Genomic DNA, 23,056 nt, shown 5'->3' with positions numbered 1-23,056 from the left:
TAGTTTTGGATAAAACGCTGCTAAATATGTCTGAAAACGCTCTTCAAGCCAATGGGCCCTGGAACATTTATAAAAAAATCTCTTTCAGGTTCTTTTTCCTCCTCCTGTCTCTTTTCATCATCCTGAACAACAATGGCGCTTTTCCATTTTTTTATTATGTAATCAAGTATCCAACACTGGTGCTGCATGACCTGATTCCCTGGTTTTCTCAGCATATCCTTCACTACAGCTACGACTTTAAGATTTACACAAACGGCAGTGGCGATACTTCTTACGATTGGGTATTACTGGCCTTTATGTTTTTGATATCCTTTGTTGGCTGCATCATATGGTCGATACTTGATCGTAAACGCAAAAGCTATAATACTGCTTATTACTGGCTCATCGTTCTGGTTCGCTTTTATCTCGCTTTTACACTTGTAATGTACGGTGCTATAAAAGTAATCAAACTACAGTTTCCCGATCCATCCTTAGATCGTTTGCTCCAACCTTTTGGTGATGCCTCTCCGATGGGCCTCGCCTGGACATTCCTTGGATTTTCTAAAGGCTATAATGTTTTTATGGGTATTATTGAAGTCTCTGCTATTTTATTGTTATTTCGCAAAACGGTAATTATTGGCGCCTTTCTATCGCTGGCAGCTACCGTACATGTAATGGCAATGAACTATTTTTTTGATGTTCCGGTAAAGCAACTTTCAACAGCTTTAGTTGTAATGTGTCTGTTTATTTTAGTACCTCATTTTTTAAAGTTATACCGGTTCTTTATCAGGTATGAAAGCCAACAGCTCGAAAAAATGCACCGTCCCATTTATAAAAAACGATGGCACTTCATCGTGGTTTATATGGGTAAATATCTGATTATCGTCGCTTCAATGCTTTTTCTGCTATCTACACTGATTGCGCAGCGCAAAACCTATGGAAGTGAGGCTCCAAAACCCTTTATGTATGGTATTTATAATGTAGAAAACATGAGCTTTAAAGGTAAAGCGCTGGCGCCGTTAACTACTGATGGCACGCGATGGAAGCAGATGATTATCAGTTATGCCGGTTATGCGCTTGTAAAAACAATGAACGATAGTACATTTAATTTTACAACGGTTTTTAATGCCAAAAAGAAAGAGCTGGTATTAAATTCTCTGGATAAAGAAGCAGCTCAGTATATTTTAACCTATAATGTTATCGGCAAAGACAAACTGCTTATTTCCGGACTTAAAGGGAAAGATTCTATTGCGGTGAGCTTTAAGCGGAAAGGCCCGAAAGATTTTACGCTCATCAATAGAGGATTTCATTGGATAAATGAATATCCTTACAACCGTTAATCATTTTACCTCTAACTGATTCTTACTGTACCGTACTTAAAGCGAAATTTCTATATTCGCAGTATGTCTTCACACCATATTGTAAAAGAAAAACAGGAGCCGGCTTTATACATCGATGAGCTTGGGAATTTTAACGAAGAACTTTTGGGCCAACTACTCGAATGGAGCCCTACACTTTTGGTTAATGGAGAAAATTACGATAAGATTTTTTCCTTAGGCTTAAAGGTAGATGTGCTGGTAAACGGGAACGAGCAGGAAGCGCAGGAAGATACAAAAGTTATTCAGGGGCCTGTTGATGCTTTAATGGTGGCCGTTAATTATCTTTACGAAGAGAAATATCCGGCAGTGAATGTAATTGCAAAGAAATTCGATCTGGAGAAATTTGCAGGATTTGAAGACAAAATTAACCTGGTGGTATTTACCGAAAGAGCAAAGCACTACCCCATAAAATCGGGATTCTCGGTTTGGAAACCTGCGGGAAGTGAATTCCTGATCCATGGTAACCGATACATCGAAGTAACTAACCTTGAGCAGAATGAGGAAGAAATTTTTATTGTAGTTAAAGATGGCTTTGTAGAATTTACCTTTTCAGGACAACCAATTTTTATTAGCGAACCAATATGATTACCCTCAGAAAAGCAAAAGAAGAAGATATAGAAATTATTAGGGATATTGCTGCGGCAACCTGGCCATCAACCTACCTCGATATTATCGGGCAGAAACAGATTGATTACATGCTGGATAAAATGTACAATAAAGGAGAGCTATTGAAACAATTTATGGAAGGGTATGTCTTCCTGATTGCAGAAGAGGGCGAAAATCAGTTAGGTTTTACAGGTTACTCTATTATTGAACACGAAGAGCGTATTTATAAGCTGCACAAGCTTTATGTGCTGCCATCGGCGCACGGTAAAGGCGTTGGGAAAATCTTAATTAATGAGGTTTTTAACCAGGTAAAAGATGCCGGAGGTACTGCATTACAGCTGAATGTGAACAAGCATAATAAAGCCAAAGATTTTTACTTAAAAGGAGGTTTTACCATTAAAGAATCAGTAACGCTTGATATAGGCGACGGTTACTTTATGGATGATTATGTGATGGAATATAAGTTTTAAATACGAGCAAACCGTCATCCTGAACTTGTTTCGGGATCTTGTAACAGGATAGATACTGAAATAAATTCAGCATGACGTATAGCTTGGAATATAAAGCACTAAAATTTGTCATCCCGAGCCTGTCGAAAGACCAACCTAAAATATATTATAAAGTGTTTCGACAGGCTCTCCGTAGGAGTCCTTTGGACAACATGACAGATCTTACTGATAGTATAATCTCCTTTTTTACGACTAATTCTTCATACGCCCTTGTTCTGCTTCAGTACCCGTTGTGCGGCGGCGGGCAGGTTTAATTTCGTTTTTACCAAAACGATAGGTAAAGCTGATTCTGCCAATTTGGGTTTCATTTTTTTGATGCACCGTGTATGTTAAACCCGGATATGCACTTGATAAATTGTTTTCAGATATATTAAATACATCTGATAAGGCCAGTTTCAAACTTGCTTTTTTGTTGAACAATGATTTGCTTAAACCTGCATCAACATAATAACGGGCTTTTAAACTTAAGGTGCCGTAATCAAGCGGCGATTCGTAGCTGCCATTGATCTCTGCCGTAAAACCATCCATAATCGTAAAGGTTTGTTGCGATTTAAATTGGAAAGATGTTTTCCCGGTTTTTAAAGCACTCCCGGCTAAATCTGGCGATTTGAAACTGAGGTAAAAAACATTTAAGTTATTATTGGTCTGCCACCATTTCGTAATCTGAACGGGCACATTTAAATTGGCATTATAGCTGATGTTGGTGGCAATATTTGCATTGGTTTGATATAACGACTGATTTGCGGCATCAGGTAAAATTACCTCTGCAATTACATCGTTAATTCTGCTATAGCCAATGGAGAGCATGTATTTTTGCAATAGGGTATAACTAAGCTCAAAATTGTGTGTATACTGCGGATTTAAAAAGGGATTTCCTTTGCTATAGGTAAATTCGTCTAAGTAATAGATGAAGGGATTTAAAGCATCGTAACTTGGGCGGTCTATCCTTCTGCTATAAGAAAAACCTAACTGGTTGTTTTTTGAAAGCGTGTGTTGAACAAACAATGTTGGAAAGAAATCCCAATAACTTCGTTCCACTACGGTATTCGTGGTAATCAAATTTCCTTTCGAATTGGTTTGCTCAACCCTTAAGCCAATTTGAACACTGGTATTTTTAAACTGTTTGTTTACATTGGTATAAGCCGCATTTACATTTTCATCGTACACAAACTGGTTGCTTCGTTTTACATCGTTCTGCCAGGCATTGTTTACCAACATTTCCGCCTGCAAGTCATTGTCGGTTTTAACCCAGCTGCTTTTAATCCCGGCTTCGAGTTTAACCGTTTTGTTAAGTGATACATTATAGTCGATTTTAAATGCTTTGATATCAATAATCGATGGGGTGTTGTTGCGGGTATACCTGATGGGGCGGATTCTGTCTCCATTGGGAAACCGATAATCGTTTTCATAATTAGAACCATCGTTACCTTTGTATTTGGAATAGTCTACATCTGCCGAGATTTCTGAACCCGCAGTATCCAGAACGGATTTATAATTTAAGTTATAAGAAACATTATTGTATTTGTTTGCCTGCAATGAATTGGTGATCAGGGTAGAATCCACCTTGTTAAAGGATGGGCCGATTAAAGTATTGTTTCCCGCAGTTTCATTTCCATGATTAAAGTAGCCGTTTACCAATATACCAATGGTGTTTTTCTTATCGATAAAGTAATCTAAACCTGCTTTAAGGTTATTGTTATATTGTTTTCTTTTGCTTTCACCTACCTGCATAAAGTAAATATCGGGTGTGCCGTTCGAAATCCGGTCGATAGCGATCAGGTTATCACGCTCAAACTTACCATAGTTGTAGTTACCAAAAACATTAAGTTTCTGTGTACGGTGGTTCAGGTTTAAACCCGCATTTGCCCTTAGGTTTTTACCATATCCTAAAGATCCGTTTATACTGCCGTTTGTTCCGCCGTTTTTACTTTTTTTGGTTTTGATGTTGATAATGCCCGAATTACCTGACGCATCATACTTTGACGAAGGATTGGTAATTAGTTCGATGCTTTCTATTTCCGAACTCTGCATGTTACGCAGTAGGTTCGCCACATCAGCACTGCTCATGTAAGTCTGCTTGCCATCCAGTTGAATGAGCACACCTTGTTTACCCATCATCGAAATCTTATCATTCTGATCTACCGTTACGCCTGGTGCTTTTTGCAAAACCTCCAGCGCAGTAGAACCTGTCATAACCGAACTATTGGAAACATTCATCACGATCTTATCCATTTTTCTTTCGATTAATGGTTTAGTTACCGCTACATTCACTTCTTTTAAGTTTTGAGCGCTTGCGGTGAGCTGAGCCGTTCCGAAATCTACTTTCTGATTATCCTCGGTTAAAACGATGGTTTTACTTTTAAGTGTTTTGTAACCCATGTTACTGGCTTTGTAATAGTAGCTCCCCTTGCCCTGAACGCTAAAGTTAAATGTCCCGTTTGGATCGGTAAATGCTGTTTTAACCACACTTGAATCGGATGCTTTAAAGAGTACAACCGTAACGTAATCTGCAGGTTTTTTGGTTTCATCTAAAATTACTCCACTGATATTTGGTTTAGGGTTTGTTTGCGCAAAACCCACCGTAACGGCAAAAAAAAGAAGTGTAAGGATAAGTGGTATTCTGTATAGTGTTTTCATTTTTAGGTATTTATTCTTAAAAAAAATGGGCAAAAAGATTTCTATATCGCATGTGCATGCGCTTTCAATTTAATTGCTTGCTTATTTTAAAGTTTAGCCGGAAACGAAAGGTTTCCGTTGTTTAGTTATAGGTAAGACGAGCATTTTTTAAAAAGGTTACAGGGATTTTAAAAAAGTTGGTGGCCGGGAGTCCAAAGTCAGGATTAAATTGCTCCTTAATTGTAATGCATTGGTAGGATTTTTAGGTTGCATTAAGATTCCCGCCTGCGCGGGAATGACGACCGTTCTTTGCGATCTGCCATTGGTAAAGAAGGAAAAGAATTTTTTAAGAGACTTTGTTAGTTAACCGATTAACAGTTTAAACAATTAACTCAGTCTCACAAATGAACCAATGACTAATGAACCAAAAAAAAAGCCACAGACAAACAAGTTTACACCTGCATATCTATGGCTTTAAATTCCTGAGTAAAAGGAATCTTTTATTTTACACCAAGTACATCAACGCCTTGTTCGAAAACAACATCAACCGGAATATTCTTCTTGGTTAATCGGTCCAGATCTGTTTGCAGTTCTGTATGGATAACCGCTTTTTCTTTTTGTGCTTTTTCTACCGCAACTTTATCACCGTTACCTTGAAGGGTAAGAATAAATGCACTTAAATCGTTCATTGCAGTTGCAAATTTTTCGAAGTTTACTTTGTAGGTACCTTTTGCTGTACGCTCAAAAGCACCTTTTTCCTGGAAATAATTAAAACACTGCATATTGGCTTTTCCGTGTGCTTCTGATACACCAAAGCGAACAGAGCGTAAAATGCCAGCCATAAATGTGGTGTAATAATCTTTTACATCACCTTTCAGCTCACCCTTTTTAAGTAAGCCCGTTACCATATACAAGCCTAAAATATCGGCTTTGCCTTCTTCAAGCCAGCTATATTGTTCTTTTAATGCGGCACGTACAAAACCTTTTCCGGTAATGGTTTTTTTTATGCCTAAACCATGAGCTACCTCGTGAAACATGACGTTTGCAAAAAAAGCATCAAACTTAATGTATTGCTGCTGATCGGCTTCAATTAATTCTTTTGAAATCGGTACCAGGATTTTATCAAACTTAGCCTGCATTGCATTTTTCAGCTGCGAACGGCGTGTTCCTTTTTCCTGTTGGATTTTTTCATCATTCGGGAGGTTAACGGCAATGGTTTTCGATCCGGCATTGCAGTCTCCTGCATAATAAACCACATCATATGCATTTAACTCAGAGTCTGTTCCAGGGCTTTCTGTTTTGTATTTTGCTGCAACTGGTAGGTTTTTTTGCAATTCAGGAAGCATTTTTACATACTTTGCCAAACGCTTGCTCCACTCTTTATCTTTGATTAAAACATAAGCTTCGTAACTGGTACGGGCATTAAACAGTTTATCCTCGTAATTTTCAATTGGGCCGATAATGATATCCAAACCATTGGTTTTCATATCCAACCAGGCATAATCACTTGCGGTAAAATTATCCGTTACCAAAGCATCGGCCCTTAAGTTTAAATATTTTTTTAAACCGGCATCTTCAGCAATTAGCGCTGCCTGTTTTAACAATGAACTTGCCTTTTGTAATTCTGAAGCAAATAATACGTGATAAGGTACCGTTGATAATTTTCCTGTACTGTCTTTTTGAACAACAGAATATGCACCAAACTTATCGGCAAGGTCTGATTTCTCTATGGCTTCTTTTGTAATCCCGTGTGGGTAAAAAGATGCTCCCTCTGGTTTGGCACCAACACCTTCAACAAAAGGTTTATCGTTATTTAATCTATCCCAAGGACCATAATTGATATTAACAAAATCGCGGGTTTTTTCGTCTTTAATAGTTGCAAGCAGGCTATCTCTTTGTGGGTAGGCTTGTTTCCAATATAATTGATCCATAATTTCTGCTGCCTGGATTAACAAAGGCAGAATTTTACGGTCGTTAACACTTAAATCGTTAATATTAGTGGTTAATTTTACCCTTTCATAAATGGGCAAGCGTTGGGCAACATAATTGGTGAGACTATCTTTTTGTACTACCACAGCCTTTTCATCTTTAGATTTATTATTGCCAGTACAAGACGATAAAGCGCCTACTGAAATAGCTACTGCCGATAAAAATAGGGTCGATTTGTATAAATTCTTCATATTAAAGTATATGGCCGCTAAATTAGTAAATTTTGAAAGCTTTGTATAAAGTTTGATGCATTGGGTGAAGTTTAACATAACTTTGTAACTTCAACTCGCTAACAATTCATGCCATGTTATTTTCCAGGTTATCAAAATCATTATCTATTTCCGCTTTTTCTCTGGTGCTTATTTTATCTGCCTGCGGAAGCAGCAAATATGCCGCAACGGAAAAAATCTATAAGGAAAAAGCAAAAGATTTTTCGAAAATAATTAATACCACTCCACCGGCTGGTCAGCTTTACGATTCATTGGGAGCTGCAAATCAGGAATGGATTGGCTCTGTAAATTTTGGGATACGTAAGCCAAATTTTGTGGTGATCCACCATACCGCTCAAGATAGTTTGGCAAAAACCATAGAAACATTTTTCTCTACTAAAGCAGGTACGAGCGCACATTATGTTATTAGTCGCGACGGTAAAGTGGTGCATATGGTGAATGATTATTTACGCGCAAACCATGCTGGTGTGAGTAAATGGGGGAAAGATACCGACTTAAACTCTTCATCGATAGGCATTGAACTGGATAATAATGGCTTAACTGACCCATGGCCCGATGTGCAGATTAATAGCTTGCTTAAGTTATTGGCCACTTTAAAGAAAACATACGGTATACCTACGGCAAATTTTATCGGTCATGCTGATATTGCGCCTAAACGTAAAAATGATCCGAAAAATTTCCCCTGGAAAAAGCTGGCCGATAAAGGTTTTGGTTATTGGTATGATGATGTGCTGAAAAATCCTCCTGTAGATTTTAATACCGAAATGGCCTTAAAATATATTGGCTATGATACCAGTAATCTCCCTGCGGCAATCACCGCTTTCAAAATTCATTTTATCCAAAGTGATATTACGCCTACTTTAACACCAGTGGATATATTGGTGCTGTATAATGTGTATACGAAGTATTAAGCGGAATGGGGTTTGGCGGTTAGCGTAAATTAAACTCATATTGATGATCAGCTTTTAAGCAAGCCCCATGAACTATAGTTTCTGCAAACATTAACCAATTAGTCCCAAAAATTTTTCTAAAAAAAAACACGGATAAATCTGTGTTCATCCGTGTTTATCTATTTAAAAATGCTTATTAATTCGGTTTCTTAAACGTATCCTTTAAGGTTACCGTTCTATTGAAAACCAATTTATCGGCTGTAGAATCTTTATCTAAACAGAAATAACCTTTGCGGATAAACTGATAACGGCTTTCCAGATCTGCCGTTGCCAATGCTGGCTCGATATAAGCGTTAGGTAAAACCGTTAAGCTTTCAGGATTTAAGTAATCTTTAAAATCTCCTTCTTCAGCATCTGGCGTTTCTGAGGTAAATAAACGATCGTATAAACGAATTTCGGCAGTTTTAGCATGTGCTACACTTACCCAGTGGATTGTTCCTTTAACATTTACGCCGCTGGTATCGTTTCCACTTTTCGATTCAGGAATATAAGTGCAATGAATTTCGGTTACGTTTCCGTTTTCATCTTTCACAAAATCTTCGCATTTAACAATATAAGCGAATTTTAAGCGGACCATTGCGCCTGGTGCCAAACGGAACCATTTTTTTGCTGGTACTTCCATAAAATCTTCACGTTCTATCCAAAGTTCGTTGCTAAAAGGAATCACACGTGTACCTCCACCATCTTCAGCCTCTGGATTGTTTTCGCCGATTAAATCTTCTGTTCCTTTTTCGTAATTTGTAATCACCAGTTTAATTGGATCTAGAACAGCCATTACACGGTTAGCGGTTTTATTTAAATCTTCGCGGATACAAAATTCCAGTAAACTTAGCTCAATTAAATTTTCGCGTTTGGCAATACCAATACGTTCGCAAAATTCGCGTACACTCTTCGGTGTAAAACCCCTCCTACGCAAACCACTAATGGTAGGCATGCGCGGATCGTCCCATCCATTTACTAAGTTTTCGTTAACCAGTTGAAGTAACTTACGTTTACTCATTACCGTGCTGGTAAGGTTTAAACGGGCAAATTCATATTGTTTCGAAGGGAAAATCTCTAATTTTTCGATAAACCAATCATACAGTTCACGGTGCGAAACATATTCCAATGTACAGATAGAGTGCGTGATGTTTTCAATACTATCACTTTGCCCGTGAGCAAAATCGTACATCGGGTAAATGCACCATTTGTTACCTGTACGGTGATGTTCGGCATGCTTGATGCGGTAAATAATTGGATCGCGCATTAACATATTCGGACTGGCCATATCGATTTTTGCTCTCAAAATATATGCGCCATCAGGAAATTCGCCATTTTTCATTTTCGTGAAAATGTCTAAATTTTCTTCAATGCCGCGGTTACGATACGGGCTATCCTGCCCTGGTTCTGTTGGCGTGCCTTTTAAAGCTGCAATTTCATCTGCAGAACTCTCGTCAACATAAGCCAAACCTTTTTCGATCAGTTTAATGGCAAAACCATACAGCTCGTCAAAATAATCTGAGGCATATAATTCATTTTTCCAGTTAAAACCCAGCCATCTAATATCTTCCTGCTGGCTGGTTACGTATTCTGTTTTTTCAGTTACCGGGTTGGTATCGTCAAAACGTAGGTTGGTATAGCCGCCGTATTTTTGTGTTAGTCCGAAATTTAAGCATATCGCTTTCGCGTGGCCGATGTGTAGATAACCATTAGGTTCCGGCGGGAAACGCGTAACCAAAGTTTCGTACTTACCACTATTTAAGTCGTTCTCAACAATTTCTTCAATAAAGTTCAATGACTTTTCTTCACTCATAAAAACCTGTAAATTAGGAATGCAAATGTAAAAAGATTGAGCGGATTTATACAATGATTATGGGTTTATTAGTCCATAGTTGATAGTTGATAGTCCAGAACTTCATTATAGTGCTATGAAAGAACAAATATGTTAGTATTATAGGCTAATTCGCCGTCGAAAACCACGACTCTGAACAATGAGCCTCAACCATTACTTGCTTTTTCCCTATTTCTCAATTACCTAATAAAATCGATACATTTACATCAACTTAATATGAATGATGAGCAAAGTATTAAATCGGCCTATCCGCGTTTTAGTAGCTAAAGTTGGATTAGATGGCCATGACAGGGGAGCCAAAGTAATTGCAACTTCCTTACGAGATGCAGGCATGGAAGTAATTTATACCGGCCTACGCCAAACACCAGAAATGGTGGTAAACACAGCGCTTCAGGAGGATGTTGATGCCATTGGGATTTCTATCCTATCGGGCGCGCACATGACGGTTTTTCCAAAGATTATTCATTTTATGAAAGAAAAACAGTTAGATGATGTGTTGTTAACCGGTGGAGGGATCATTCCGGAAGCAGATCGGTTAAAACTTGCAGAAATGGGTGTTGGGGAGCTATTTCCACCAGGTACAACAATGGCAAGTATTGTAGAATATATTCAGAATTGGGTTACAGAAAATAGAAATTTTTAAGCTATGGCATACCAGAATTTAATTTCAGAGATTAAAGAAAACATTTTATACATTACCATCAACCGTGAAAAAGCACTGAATGCTTTAAATAAAGATACTTTAGCCGAACTGGCTGATGTAATTGCTTTCGCTGGTAAAACTGATGAAGTAAGGGGCGTTATTTTAACCGGAGCAGGTGAAAAAGCCTTTGTTGCAGGAGCAGATATTAAAGAATTTTCTGATTATAGTGGTAAACAGGGAGAAGATTTAGCAAAACGTGGTCATGATCTGGTTTTTAATGCCATTGAAAATTCTTCAAAGCCATTTATTGCAGCAATTAATGGATTTGCTTTGGGCGGAGGACTAGAGTTGGCGATGGCCTGCCATATACGCATCGCATCAGATCATGCAAAATTAGGTTTACCTGAAGTTACTTTAGGCTTAATTCCGGGTTATGGCGGTACCCAACGCCTTACACAATTGGTTGGAAAAGGTAAAGCAATAGAAATGATTACTACCGCAAATATGATCACAGCTTCGGATGCAGAAAAAATAGGCCTTGTAAATTATGTTGTTCCGCAGCCTGATCTAATTAGCAAGGCTGAAGAGATACTGAATGTGATTAAGCAACGCGCACCACTAGCTATTTCAGCTGCAATAAAATCTGTAATTGCAGCTGTAAATAACAACAATGGCTACGCTACCGAAATTGAAGAATTTGGTAAATGTTTCGAAACGGCCGATTTTAAGGAGGGGGTAACCGCGTTTATTGAAAAAAGAAAAGCAAATTTCACCGGAAAGTAATAAGCATGTAGTATTAATTTGATGATTTATATCGGGAAATAATTGCAAAAGCTTTCCAAAGCAATTTTTTTTGAGTAATTTGTGTGTTATTCATTTACTAACCTTTAACGTAGCTACGGTTGCATACGGGTTTTTATAATAACGCTACTCATGAAAAAGAAGGTACTCATTGTTGACGATGAAATCAGCATCGGTTTATTGCTATCCAAATTTTTGACTAAAAACGGATTTGAGGTTTCAAATGTAACAACCGGCAGAACGGTTCTACAAATTCTAGAAAAAGAGCGGTTCGATTTGGTATTGTGCGATTATCGGTTGGATGATACAGATGGAAAAGAAATTTTGATCCACATTAAAGAAAACTATCCAGCTACAGGTGTTATCATTATTACAGGTTATTCGGATATTAAGCTTGCCGTAGAATTAATAAAACTTGGCGCTTTCGATTATATTGTAAAACCGCTTTACCCGGATGAAATTTTAAATACCATAAATAAGGCCCTTGAAACGCAGGAAGATTTAAAATCAACTCAAAATTTTGAACATGCAGGTGGCAATCTTTCCGATTTTCAAGATTGCCCTGAGTATATAAATGGCGAAAGCGATGCTTCGGTGCTTTTATTGAAACAGATTCAGCTTGTTGCACCAACAGGATATACTGTCATTTTAACAGGGAAAAGCGGCACCGGGAAAGAATGTGTTGCTAAAACCATTCATCTGAACAGTGCACGCAGCAAAGAACCTTTCATCGCTATGGATTGTGGTTCTTTAACCAAAGATTTAGCTGCAAGTGAATTTTTTGGACACGAGAAAGGCGCATTTACCGGAGCAGTCTTCACTAAAATTGGCCACTTTGAGCAGGCTAACGGTGGTACATTATTTCTTGACGAGATCGGCAACCTTTCCTACGAGATCCAGGCAACTTTACTCAGGGCTGTACAGGAGCGGAAAATAAAGCGGATTGGAAGTACGAAAGAGATAGATCTGGATGTGCGGCTTATTGTAGCTACAAATGAAAATTTAGTAGAAAGCATTAAGAAAGGCTCGTTCAGGGAAGATTTGTACCATCGCTTTAATGAATTTTCTATACACGTTCCATCATTGAAATACCGGGATAATGATATCCTTATCTTTGCTGAGCACTTTTTGGCTACAGTGAACAAAGAATTGAATAAAAACATTGAAGGCTTTTCTGATGAAGTGAAGAAATGTTTATTAACATACCACTGGCCGGGTAATGTACGCGAGCTGAAGAATGTGATCAGGCGGATAGCTTTATTAACAGATGGAAATAGGATAGAAACCCATGTTTTACCATTGGAGCTTGGAATGAGTGATTATCCTAAGGCGGAGCAGGATAAAAAAGCACTTCTTTTTCAGCGGGAACTCAATAACGTCAAATCACTTGATTTGAGAAATGCAGCCAAAGAAGCAGAGTATACAGCTATTTTAGAAGTTTTAAAAGCAGTTAATTTCAATAAAACCAAGGCGGCAAAAATCTTAAACATCGACAGGAAAACGCTTTACAACAAAATCAAATTTGTTGAGATTGGTGATGACGTATAAATTTTAAATCGGGAAAAACAAAATCAGCCATTTTAGCATTTAAAGAATACCTTATTATCTAAATATGTCAGTATTCTCTTATAAACAACGCAACAACATTAACCTGGTTATTATTATTGCACTTGGGGTATTAATTGCATATTCTTTGCAAAGTATTTTTAGTGCTATTTTAAGTACTTTGGTGCTTTATACGATCATGCGGCCAGCCTATATTCATTTGGCAGAAAATAAAGGGTGGAATAAAAGAGTAACAGCTATTTTTCTTATCGCCATTTCTATCATACTCATTGTAATGCCTTTTTATGCATTAAGTAGTATGGTAATCAGTAAAATTTCAGAATTGAAGAACAATGAAGTTTTTTTTAGGAATTTACTGGTTAAATTACAGCATCTTATCCCGGTTAAAATTAATCAGGATCTTATTCAAGAAGGATTAAACCGTTTAGGGAATTGGGCCACTCAGCTTTTTCCTTCTTTAATATCGAGTGCAGTAAATATTATATTAAGCTTATTGGTGATGTACTTTTTACTCTACTTTATGTTAATAGAGCGGAAAAAATTCGAATTTTCACTGATTAAATATGCGCCGTTCAGGGAGCAGAATGCACTTCGTTTTGGCGATGAAATGCGCAATACAACTTATGCAAATGTACTGGGTCAAGGGCTGATCTGCCTTGTTCAAGGTTCGCTTTTGAGTCTTTCCTTTTATGTTTTAGGTTATAAAGATCCCGTGTTTTGGGGGGTAATTACAACATTTATTTCTTTTGTGCCTGTTTTGGGGCCACCTGTTGTTTTTGTTCCGGCTGCGATTTTGCAGATTGCGAACGGTAATAATTTTGCTGGCTGGGCCATGCTTATTTTCGGTTTTGTAGTCATTATCAATATCGATAATGTGCTAAGGTTTATCATTGCAAAAAAAGTTGGCAATATTCATCCCATAATTACAGTAATTGGCGTAATTATTGGTATCCCTTTATTTGGAATATTGGGCCTTGTTTTTGGCCCGCTACTGTTATCTTATTTTATATTGCTCGTTAAGATTTACGAAACCAGTACGCTTGCATCAGAAAGATTGGAAAGAATTAAAACAAATAACGAGCATACGGAGTTATAAATATAGCTTAACAATAAATAATATAGTAGTTTTATATTGTACATAATTGTTAAACCCTTAAAATACATTAATTATGAATGATAACTCAAAAGTTGTAGTTGCGCTTTTAGCCGGATTAGCTGCCGGTGCGGCTCTAGGAATTTTGTTCGCACCAGATAAAGGTGATGAAACCCGCGATAAACTAAGCCAATCGCTAAAAGATTTAGGCGATTCTATCAAGGATAAAGCTGCTGATGAAATTAACCACCTTGCTAGCTTAAAGGATAAAGTAGTAAGCTCAATCAAAACAAAACTAAGAAGCGTAGAAGAAGAATACAGCGACGACGTAGAGCACGCGTAATAAATAAAATATTGCATAGCCGGGCAACTGCCCGGTTAAATATCAATCTGAATTATGCAGGAAAATAAAGATAAAAGCATTGAAGATCTTGTAGACGATGCCAAGGGTTTTTTAGAGGCCAGGGTTGAGTATACAAGACTTTACCTGGTAGAAAAAGTCTCTAAAGTTTTTGCCGATTTAGTAACCAGTACGGTAGTTATTGTTTGTTTTATATTGGCCTTTCTATTTGGCTCAGTAACTTTGGCGCTTTATCTGTCTGATCTTTTAGGTAGTTATGCTGGAGGCTTTGGCTGCGTTTCCTTATTCTATATTCTAATCGCACTAGGTGTTTATTTAACTAAAGATAAGTATATTGAAAAGGCAATTATTAATGTAGCCATTAGAAGATACTTTGATAAACTTGCAGATAAGGAGGAAGATGAGAAGGTATAAAGACATCCGTAACTTAGAAGACCTGCAGGCTAGAAAATTAGAACTTAAGGTTGAATACACCCTTAAGCAGAATATGCTTAAATCAGATTCAAAGACTTACTTTCACCAGTTTACCTTGGGTGCATTGATAAAAAGATACGCTACACCAAGTAACCTGTTTAAAGTTGACGAAAAATTAAATATTAGCGGAACTGCCATGTCGTTGCTTTTGCCGATGTTTATGAATAAAACCCTATTTAGAGGTGCTGGTTTTTTAACCAAAGCGGCTGTAGGTCTGGTTTCAGGCAAAATTGGTAAATCGCTTGATGCGGAACATTTGTCGGCAATTTTTAATTCAGTTAAGAGCTGGTTGGGAAAAAAGAAAGAGAAAAAAGAAAAGAAATTTGTAGACTACGGCATTCCGCCTGATAGTGAAACGTATTAGTTAAATGGTTCATTAGCCATTTGTTCATTTTGAGCAATTGCCAAAATGATCTTAAATCAAAAGCCTCAGGGTTCTAAATCCTGAGGCTTTTTTATGCGTTTTGTCACTCTGCCACGATTTTACATCGGGATCAGGGTCTTCTTAAAAAGATGCTGAAACAAGTTCAGCATGACGGATCTGTCTATAAATCTGTCTTAATCTTCAATTCTTTCAATTGCTTCTCATCAATAGTGCTTGGACTATCGATCATTACATCTCTTCCAGAGTTGTTTTTAGGGAAAGCAATCACATCACGGATGGAATCTAAACCTGCGAAAATTGAGGTTAAACGATCGAAACCAAAGGCAATACCGCCATGAGGAGGTGCACCAAATTCAAAAGCATCCATCAAGAAACCAAATTGTTTTTGCGCTTCTTCTGCACTGAAACCTAAATGTTTAAACATTAAAGCCTGTAAAGCCCTGTCGTGGATACGGATCGATCCGCCACCAACTTCGGTTCCGTTGATTACCATATCGTAAGCATTGGCGCGTACTTCGCCAGGTTTAGTGTCCAATAAAGCAATATCTTCAGGTTTTGGAGAAGTGAACGGGTGGTGCATCGCATGGTAACGTTCAGTTTCTTCATCCCATTCTAAAAGTGGGAAATCCAATACCCAAAGGGCAGAGAATGTGTTTTTATCGCGTAAACCTAAGCGGTTACCCATTTCTAAACGAAGCTCATTTAACTGTTTGCGTACTTTATCGGTAGAGCCGGCTAAAATCAATAATAAATCGCCTTTTTCTGTACCGAAAGCTTCGCTCCACTGTTTAAGATCTTCTTCGTTAAAAAATTTATCTACTGATGATTTAATGGTTCCGTCTTCGTTATGACGCGCATAAATCAAACCTGTAGCACCAATCTGCGGACGTTTGATGAAATCGGTTAATTCATCTAACTGCTTACGTGTATAACTTGCCGCACCTTTTGCATTGATACCAACCACTAGCTCCGCATTATCGAAAACCGGGAAGCCTTTGCCTTTTACCAAATGGTTAAGCTCAACAAACTGCATGGCAAAACGGGTATCAGGTTTGTCAGAACCGTATAAACGCATCGCATCTGCATATTGCATACGCGGTACTTCCGGTAAATCGTAATTACGCACTTCTTTAAATAAAGTACGGATCAGCCCTTCAAAAGTGTTTAATATATCTTCTTGTTCGATGAAAGACATTTCGCAGTCGATCTGGGTAAACTCTGGTTGACGGTCGGCTCTTAAGTCTTCATCCCTGAAACATTTTACAATCTGGAAATAACGGTCGAAACCCGAAACCATTAACAATTGTTTGAAGGTTTGTGGCGATTGAGGCAAAGCATAAAACTCGCCTTCGTTCATGCGGCTAGGCACCACGAAATCTCTTGCACCTTCTGGTGTAGATTTAATCAACACAGGTGTTTCTACTTCGATAAAATCCAAAGCATCTAAATAACGGCGAACCGATTGTGCCATTTTATGACGTAAAACCAGATTATTGCGAACCGGATTACGGCGTAAATCTAAATAACGGTATTTCATGCGCAGCTCATCGCCGCCGTCTGTTTCGTCATCGATCATGAAGGGCGGTAATTTTGCTGCATTTAAAATCTCTAAAGCAGAAACTTTAATCTCCACATCCCCGGTCGACATTTTTGGGTTTTTATTGCTTCTTTCTACAACGGTACCTATCGCTTTAATTACAAACTCACGTCCTAAAGTTCGTGCAGTTTCACAAAGCGCTTTATTATCGTCCATGTTAAAAACCAACTGGGTAATACCATAACGATCGCGGATGTCGATAAAAGTCATACCGCCTAAATCTCTTGATTTTTGTACCCAACCACATAGCGTAACACTTTCGCCTAAGTTATTTAGGTTTAATGCACCACAAGTTACTGTTCTTAACATATATTGTAATCTAAATTGAGCGGCAAAAATACCGATTTTGTTTTAAAGTTAATGCTATAACTAAAGGTTTTTTAAGCAATCAAAAGTTTGCATTTTGAAGACTTTTTTGTCCAAGTTTAATATGAGAAGGATGTCCTTTGGATACGTCACCCTGAATTTATTTCAGGGTCTTTTTTGCTGGAAAGATGCTGAAATAAATTCAGCATGACGATCGCACTAGCCAAAGAATCACAAAAACATTATTTTTGACTATTAATGAATTCAGATTAATCTGTAACCAGCCCTCGCCAAAACCATAGTTGCGCATTAAACCCACAAACGCCATAATTAATGTCATAGGAATAACCACGAAAAGTGTGTTGATGTATTTGAAATGTTCTTTTTTCATTTTTGATTTGTTTAATTTATAATCTATAATGTTGCAAAGGTGCAGCCATTAAAAATCTTAAACTTTGATGTAAGTCAAAAAAGTAAGAAACTAATATTTAGGTGGCTATAATATTTGATTTGCTTAATAAACTAGGATTTTACCAATTTATCTTCGTTCATTAATATTTCTCTTCCAGTACGATTTCAATAGCGATTGCTTTCCATTCGCCTTTAATATTTTTCCAATGGTAAATTTCTTCGGTTTGGATAGTTTGTTTTTTAGAAAAAATAAGCAGTTTTGGCTTTAAAATGACTGATTTTCGGGCAATTTTTTCGGTAAAAACTTCGTTTTCCAGAGAAGATTTAATGCGGTAATAACTGGTATGGATTTCCTTAATATGGCCAAAATACTTTTTTAAATCAATTGTATAATCACGTTTATTAAGCGCTATACCTTCTGCGGGGGTAAAAGTTAAGCTATCATCAAACATCGCAGTATAGGCCGTTATATCTTTATTTTCTAAAGCCTGATCTGCTTTTTTGTGTATCTCGTTTATTGCTGAAATGATTAAATCGGTTTCCATGGCATGAAGTTAATTGTTTGTTTCAGGGATTTCAAATTTATGATGGTCAGGTAGCTGATTTTCCACAAATATCCGAACATGAAGATGCTTGTTTTGTATTGAGTATAAATTATTTTTAGGTTTTGGAAATGAAAGGTTAGTATTTCATAGATACAGCGGTTTGCTTCAAGCACAGAACTGCTCATTTCCTATTAATAATAAAATGTTTTTCTTTTTAGGAAATGAAAGGTTAGTATTTCATAGGTACTGTAGCCCCGCCATCCGCTTTATCCCGATGAAAAATCGGGATGCTCGCTCCTGTCGGGTTTAGTTAACAGGGGTTTGCTTCAGGGCACCAAACTTTGTCAAATAAACCCGATTGCCGGGAAGAGCTTCCGATCCTTCATCGGAACTCGTACCAAAAAGCGGGGCTGAAAAAGCCAAAAGCGCAGAACCGCTCATTTGCCATTAATAATAATAAAGTGATTTTTCTTTTTAGGAAATGAAAGGGCTTATTTCATTGGAGCGTGATGCTTCCTTCCTCGGCATGATCGGATATTTGATTCTATCTTAATACTGTATTAACATATTTCTCAACTTTTTTTCTACCTTGATGCAACGTTTTAAAATCCCTTATGTCTTATAATCAGAATATTCGAAATTTTGGAAGCCGTATACATCGATAAGAACCTAGAGCTAGTAAAAAAATGCATGCAGGGCAGCCGTGCAGCACAGTTTGAATTGTACAAATTGTATGCAAAGGCCATGTATAATGTGGCGCTGCGCATTTTAAATTACGAAGAAGAGGCTGAAGATGTTTTACAGGAAGCTTTTCTGGATGCGTTTACCAGAATTGTAGATTTTAGGCAGGAAACCACTTTCGGACTTTGGTTAAAGCAGATTGTGATCAACAAATCCATCAATTATTTGCGTAAACGTAAGATGGAGTTTGTAAGTACCGATGAGCTATCGGAAGTGCCTGATGAGGATAGCTTTGACGACAGTGAAGTACGGTTGCAAGCTGATGAAATTAGGGCAGCCATTACCGAATTGCCAGATGGCTATAGAGTGGTGTTGAGTTTATATCTTTTAGAGGGTTACGACCATGAAGAGATTGCACATATTTTAAAAATTAGTGAAAATACCAGTCGCACGCAATATATGAGGGCGAAAAAGAAGTTAAAAAGTATTTTAGAACAGAAAGGGATGAGAGATGAATAATAGATTAGAAACCTTTGTAAAGGAAAACCGTAAAGCCTTCGATGTAATGGAACCATCGGCAGGGCTTTGGGCAAAGATTGAACAGGAATTAGACAACAAGAAGAAAAAAAAGCCTGTAAAACTTTATTTATGGATGAGTGCAGCAGCAGCTATCGTGGTGGTTTTCGGTTTAGTTTGGTTATACGTAGGAAAATTACAAAACAAAGATTTAGAAATAGCCGACGTTAGTGCCTCGTATGCAAAGAAAGAGGTTCATTTTGCGGGTTTAATTACTGAAAAAAGAGATAGCTTGGCCATTTTCGCCTCGGCAAATCCAGAGTTGTATAAAAAATTTACTGCCGATCTGAAAAAGCTTGATGAAGATTATGAAAGATTAAAAGCAGAGCTGCCAACTTCGCCTAACCAAACTTTTGTGGTAAAGGCCATGGTTAAAAACCGCGAAATACAACTACAGCTATTAAAACAACAATTATTAATTATTAACCAGGTTGACGATTACAAAAGGGTTAACCAGATTTAAGGTAAACGCAATAAAATAATAGCCAGATTGGTCTTGATATCCGATTCTCGCTACTTGATACCAACAACGTACGCTCACCACATTAAATTGCTTATGCCAGCCGGCAGGTTTTAAGCCCTTTAATGTTTAACAATTAACAACATGAAAACAATAAAAATACTTTTAGCCTTTATGGCTTTAATTGCCGTAAAAACTAATGCGCAAGAAGGGGTGGTGAATAGTCCATCAGAGAAAATAGTTATAGAAAATGTAGAGAAATCGTCAACACTGGCGATGGTTAACACTTCAAAGTATAAGCAAGCAGGCGGTGATGCCGAACGTTCGAAATCTTTTAGCAAGAGTTTTAGTGTAGATAATAACGATAAGGTTAATTTAAACAACCAATACGGATCTATCCTAATCAAAACCTGGGATAAAAAAGAAGTGCGAGTGGATGTAGATATTAAAGCTTATAGCAATTCAGACAGCGATGTACAGAAATTGATTGATGGCGTGAATATCGATGCTGCTAAAAATGGTGATGTAGTTTCTATCAAAACCAACATGGGCGACAGAAGCGGACGTTATGGACGTGGAATGAAAAATGGCGTAACTACCTGGAGGCGAGAAGTAAAAGTAAGCTATACCGTATTTATGCCAGCAGTAAACCCCTTAACGGTTCTACAGCAATATGGTAATGTAGAAATGGGTAATTTCGCAGGGCCAACCTCCTTAAAAGTAGAATATGGTAACCTTGTAGCTGGTAACTTAAGTAATACTAACAACTACATTAATGTTCAGTATGGTAAATGCGATATTCAGGACTTAAATGCTGCTGTAGTAAAGCACGAATATAACGGGCCTGTAACCATTGGTGCTGTTGGTACCTTAGAACTTAATGCAGAATATGTTGCTGTAAACATTAATACGATCAGAAAATCTGCTGATATTAAAGTACAGTATGGTAGAGGATTAACCATTGGGACGATTGGAGGCAACTTACTTTTAAATTCAGAATATGCTAAAGTAAACATCAATACGGTTAAAGGCAATACGGTTGCTAAACAGGCTTATGGCGATTTAAATATTGCATCGGCAGGGAAAATTGCAGTGAATGCAGAATATTCGAATGTTACTTTAGGCGCACTAAATGGCGATGCTAATATCAAAATGGATTACAACCGTTTAAATGTGAGCGAAATTACCCCAGCGTGTAAAAATTTCACATTCGGAGGCGAATATGTAAGCATCGGATTGGGCTTCGCAGATCGTTATAATGCAAACTTTAATGTTTCTACTTCGTACGCGGGCTTTAAATATGGTTCGAACGTAACATCAAACCTGGTAAGTAAAGACGATGAAACTAAAAAATATACTGGTAAAATTGGTAGTGGTGGTGCTGCAAACGTATCCATTAAAACCGAATATGGTTCAGTTACATTTAAATAAGATTTTCTAAACCAAACAAACCTTGAAGTCCTGCCAAATTGGTAGGACTTTTTTTATATTTAGCGCTGATGAAAACTTACCTTATTCTACTATTCTCTGTTTTTTCTTTCACAGCATTGGCTCAAGATGCTCCGGTTAAATGGGCTACGCAGGAAACTTTTTTTGAAGATTTAATAGGTAAAGATTTACCGCCTTTTAACGGTTTAACCATCAATAAAAAACAATTCTCCAATACCGATTTAAAAAATCAGGTAGTAGTGATTAACTTTTGGTTCGAAAAATGCCCGCCCTGTATAGCCGAAATACCCGAATTAAATAACCTGGTGGCTAAATATGGTAAAAAGGCCGTAAGGTTTATCGGGATTACCCATGATAGCCCCGCCAGTGCCAGGCACTTTCAGAAACGGAACGGTTACAGATACGAAATTATATCATTGAGTAAAGATGAGATCCGAAAACTGAATATCAACCACGGCTTTCCGTCAAATATTTTGGTAGGAAAAAATGGAAAGATTATTTACGCTACTGCTAATATTTCCTTTTCCGACCCACAGTTTAAAGCTAAATCGGTACTTTTTGAAGAGAAGTTAAAAAGTACATTAACAGGTAATTAATAATTTCCGAAAACAGGGAAGAAACGATAAAAACTTAAAGAACATATTCATCATTAATTGGCTTAACAGGCTCTGGAATCTCGTCTTCTTCTAGCATTTGCAAAAGATTAATCTCTATCGTTCTGGTAATCTGGTTAAGCGGAACGCCCGCCGAATTATTTTCGAAAGGGTTAACCAAGCTCATTCCATTAATCTGCGTAGATACAAATACGAAACCGATTAACCAGCCCAAAAATATGGCTGCGGGCCCTGCATCCTGACTGATTACCAGGGTGAATGTTACCACAAATAGCCAGATAAACACTTTAGTTAAATATGTATAGGTAGTAGGGAATATGGTGTTTTTAATCCGTTCGCTCATACCCATAGAATCGGAAAACCGTGTAAGCATCTCATTGATCTCAATAAAACGGAAACCATCAATAACATTTGCTTTTGATAATTTTTGTAAATCTCTCGATTGGATATTTAAAATGGCATTATGTGCATTATTGTGTTTCCTAATTTCCTTTAAATCTGCCTCAGATAAATACTTGGTGTAAATTTCATCTACCGCTCCCCTCAAGTTAGCCTTTAAAGCATATAAAAATGCAATGTGCCTGTAAATCATGCGTTTTGCGCTTTCTTCATCCTCCTCAACATAATTAATCAAAGCCCTTGCAAAGGAGCGTGAATCATTTACCAAAGCACCCCATATTTTTCGGGCTTCCCACCATCTATCATAAGCCTGGTTATTGTTAAAACCAATAAAAAAGGCAATAGCCGTCCCTAAAACTGTTGGAATAATAGATGGAATGGAAAAATGATGTGCAATTAAATATTCGCGTACAAAGTAAGCTGCGGTACAGGAGGCAATCATGATCAGATCAACCTGCCACGTATTTCTTAAAATTCTACTTAATCTAATGTTTTGTATTAAAAGCATATAATCTGATGGAAAATAAATTCGTTACGGATGAAAATACAAAACTAAAGCCGAAATGTTTGGTTATGTAACAAATTAAATGACAAACAGTACAGGTT

Annotated in this window: 21 protein-coding genes; 15 read left to right on the top strand and 6 right to left on the bottom strand. The window is 37.4% G+C overall.

Annotated features, from left to right (window positions below; translation table 11 throughout):
- Nucleotides 1–26: 26 nt before the first annotated feature.
- The 3 genes from H9N25_RS19335 (at nt 27) to H9N25_RS19325 (ending at nt 2,434) form a co-directional block, all read left to right on the top strand.
- Nucleotides 27–1,319 (top strand): hypothetical protein, encoded by a 1,293-nt coding sequence (locus H9N25_RS19335; RefSeq protein ID WP_190326926.1) that lies wholly within the window; start codon nt 27–29, stop codon nt 1,317–1,319.
- A gap of 63 nt (nt 1,320–1,382) precedes the next feature.
- Nucleotides 1,383–1,943: a thiamine pyrophosphokinase gene (locus tag H9N25_RS19330; RefSeq protein WP_190326925.1), complete on the top strand. Its 561-nt coding sequence runs from the start codon at nt 1,383–1,385 to the stop codon at nt 1,941–1,943.
- Nucleotides 1,940–2,434 (top strand): GNAT family N-acetyltransferase, encoded by a 495-nt coding sequence (locus H9N25_RS19325; protein WP_190326924.1) that lies wholly within the window; start codon nt 1,940–1,942, stop codon nt 2,432–2,434. The genes H9N25_RS19330 and H9N25_RS19325 overlap by 4 nt, the downstream gene beginning before the upstream one ends.
- Nucleotides 2,435–2,665: 231 nt before the next feature.
- Here H9N25_RS19325 and H9N25_RS19320 read toward each other — a convergent pair whose 3' ends face one another.
- Both H9N25_RS19320 and H9N25_RS19315 read right to left on the bottom strand, forming a co-directional pair.
- Nucleotides 2,666–5,110: a TonB-dependent receptor domain-containing protein gene (locus H9N25_RS19320; protein WP_190326923.1), complete on the bottom strand. Its 2,445-nt coding sequence runs from the start codon at nt 5,108–5,110 to the stop codon at nt 2,666–2,668.
- Between the two features lie 479 nt (nt 5,111–5,589).
- Nucleotides 5,590–7,269 (bottom strand): dipeptidyl-peptidase 3 family protein, encoded by a 1,680-nt coding sequence (locus H9N25_RS19315; RefSeq protein ID WP_190326922.1) that lies wholly within the window; start codon nt 7,267–7,269, stop codon nt 5,590–5,592.
- A 113-nt stretch (nt 7,270–7,382) separates the two neighbouring features.
- Here H9N25_RS19315 and H9N25_RS19310 point away from each other — a divergent pair, with 113 nt between their 5' ends.
- Nucleotides 7,383–8,219 carry an N-acetylmuramoyl-L-alanine amidase gene (locus tag H9N25_RS19310; protein WP_190326921.1) on the top strand — a complete coding sequence of 279 codons (837 nt, stop codon included), beginning with the start codon at nt 7,383–7,385 and terminating at the stop codon, nt 8,217–8,219.
- A gap of 175 nt (nt 8,220–8,394) precedes the next feature.
- Here H9N25_RS19310 and H9N25_RS19305 read toward each other — a convergent pair whose 3' ends face one another.
- Nucleotides 8,395–10,050 carry a glutamine--tRNA ligase/YqeY domain fusion protein gene (locus tag H9N25_RS19305; RefSeq protein WP_190326920.1) on the bottom strand — a complete coding sequence of 552 codons (1,656 nt, stop codon included), beginning with the start codon at nt 10,048–10,050 and terminating at the stop codon, nt 8,395–8,397.
- A 259-nt stretch (nt 10,051–10,309) separates the two neighbouring features.
- Here H9N25_RS19305 and H9N25_RS19300 point away from each other — a divergent pair, with 259 nt between their 5' ends.
- The 7 genes from H9N25_RS19300 (at nt 10,310) to H9N25_RS19270 (ending at nt 15,391) form a co-directional block, all read left to right on the top strand.
- Nucleotides 10,310–10,732, top strand: coding sequence for a cobalamin B12-binding domain-containing protein (locus H9N25_RS19300; protein ID WP_223833441.1), 423 nt, complete (start codon nt 10,310–10,312; stop codon nt 10,730–10,732).
- Nucleotides 10,733–10,735: 3 nt separating this feature from the next.
- Entirely contained in the window at nt 10,736–11,515 is a 780-nt protein-coding gene (locus H9N25_RS19295) for an enoyl-CoA hydratase/isomerase family protein (protein WP_167295744.1), read from the top strand.
- A 150-nt stretch (nt 11,516–11,665) separates the two neighbouring features.
- On the top strand, nt 11,666–13,081 hold the full coding sequence (locus tag H9N25_RS19290) for a sigma-54-dependent transcriptional regulator (RefSeq protein WP_190326919.1): 1,416 nt from the start codon (nt 11,666–11,668) through the stop codon (nt 13,079–13,081).
- 64 nt (nt 13,082–13,145) lie between these two features.
- The gene (locus tag H9N25_RS19285; RefSeq protein WP_167295742.1) at nt 13,146–14,195 is read left to right on the top strand and encodes an AI-2E family transporter; all 1,050 of its coding nucleotides are present in this window, start codon (nt 13,146–13,148) and stop codon (nt 14,193–14,195) included.
- A gap of 73 nt (nt 14,196–14,268) precedes the next feature.
- A complete protein-coding gene (locus H9N25_RS19280) occupies nt 14,269–14,535 on the top strand; it encodes a YtxH domain-containing protein (protein WP_057930800.1) in 267 nt (88 codons plus the stop codon).
- A 54-nt stretch (nt 14,536–14,589) separates the two neighbouring features.
- A complete protein-coding gene (locus H9N25_RS19275; protein WP_167295741.1) occupies nt 14,590–14,967 on the top strand; it encodes a phage holin family protein in 378 nt (125 codons plus the stop codon).
- Nucleotides 14,954–15,391: a hypothetical protein gene (locus H9N25_RS19270; protein WP_167295740.1), complete on the top strand. Its 438-nt coding sequence runs from the start codon at nt 14,954–14,956 to the stop codon at nt 15,389–15,391. Before H9N25_RS19275 ends, H9N25_RS19270 begins: the two co-directional genes overlap by 14 nt.
- Nucleotides 15,392–15,572: 181 nt before the next feature.
- Here H9N25_RS19270 and aspS read toward each other — a convergent pair whose 3' ends face one another.
- Together aspS and H9N25_RS19260 are read right to left on the bottom strand one after the other, a co-directional pair.
- Complete coding sequence (aspS, locus tag H9N25_RS19265; protein WP_190326918.1) at nt 15,573–17,318, bottom strand: aspartate--tRNA ligase; 1,746 nt, start codon at nt 17,316–17,318, stop codon at nt 15,573–15,575.
- Nucleotides 17,319–17,866: 548 nt separating this feature from the next.
- Nucleotides 17,867–18,271, bottom strand: coding sequence for a hypothetical protein (locus H9N25_RS19260; RefSeq protein WP_167295734.1), 405 nt, complete (start codon nt 18,269–18,271; stop codon nt 17,867–17,869).
- Between the two features lie 690 nt (nt 18,272–18,961).
- Here H9N25_RS19260 and H9N25_RS19255 point away from each other — a divergent pair.
- The 4 genes from H9N25_RS19255 (at nt 18,962) to H9N25_RS19240 (ending at nt 22,033) form a co-directional block, all read left to right on the top strand.
- Nucleotides 18,962–19,471 carry an RNA polymerase sigma factor gene (locus H9N25_RS19255; protein WP_407947441.1) on the top strand — a complete coding sequence of 170 codons (510 nt, stop codon included), beginning with the start codon at nt 18,962–18,964 and terminating at the stop codon, nt 19,469–19,471.
- Nucleotides 19,464–19,991, top strand: coding sequence for a hypothetical protein (locus H9N25_RS19250; protein ID WP_223833440.1), 528 nt, complete (start codon nt 19,464–19,466; stop codon nt 19,989–19,991). Before H9N25_RS19255 ends, H9N25_RS19250 begins: the two co-directional genes overlap by 8 nt.
- 141 nt (nt 19,992–20,132) lie before the next feature.
- Nucleotides 20,133–21,419 carry a hypothetical protein gene (locus tag H9N25_RS19245; protein WP_223833439.1) on the top strand — a complete coding sequence of 429 codons (1,287 nt, stop codon included), beginning with the start codon at nt 20,133–20,135 and terminating at the stop codon, nt 21,417–21,419.
- A 68-nt stretch (nt 21,420–21,487) separates the two neighbouring features.
- Nucleotides 21,488–22,033: a TlpA family protein disulfide reductase gene (locus H9N25_RS19240; protein ID WP_190326916.1), complete on the top strand. Its 546-nt coding sequence runs from the start codon at nt 21,488–21,490 to the stop codon at nt 22,031–22,033.
- A gap of 34 nt (nt 22,034–22,067) precedes the next feature.
- Here the strand turns inward: H9N25_RS19240 and H9N25_RS19235 are convergent, their stop codons facing one another.
- Nucleotides 22,068–22,958 carry a bestrophin family protein gene (locus H9N25_RS19235; RefSeq protein ID WP_167295732.1) on the bottom strand — a complete coding sequence of 297 codons (891 nt, stop codon included), beginning with the start codon at nt 22,956–22,958 and terminating at the stop codon, nt 22,068–22,070.
- Nucleotides 22,959–23,056: the final 98 nt, after the last annotated feature.

The sequence above is a fragment of the Pedobacter riviphilus genome, assembly GCF_014692875.1.
In the GTDB taxonomy this organism is placed as follows: Bacteria; Bacteroidota; Bacteroidia; order Sphingobacteriales; family Sphingobacteriaceae; genus Pedobacter; species Pedobacter riviphilus.
This window is presented reverse-complemented; position numbering and strand designations above follow the sequence as displayed.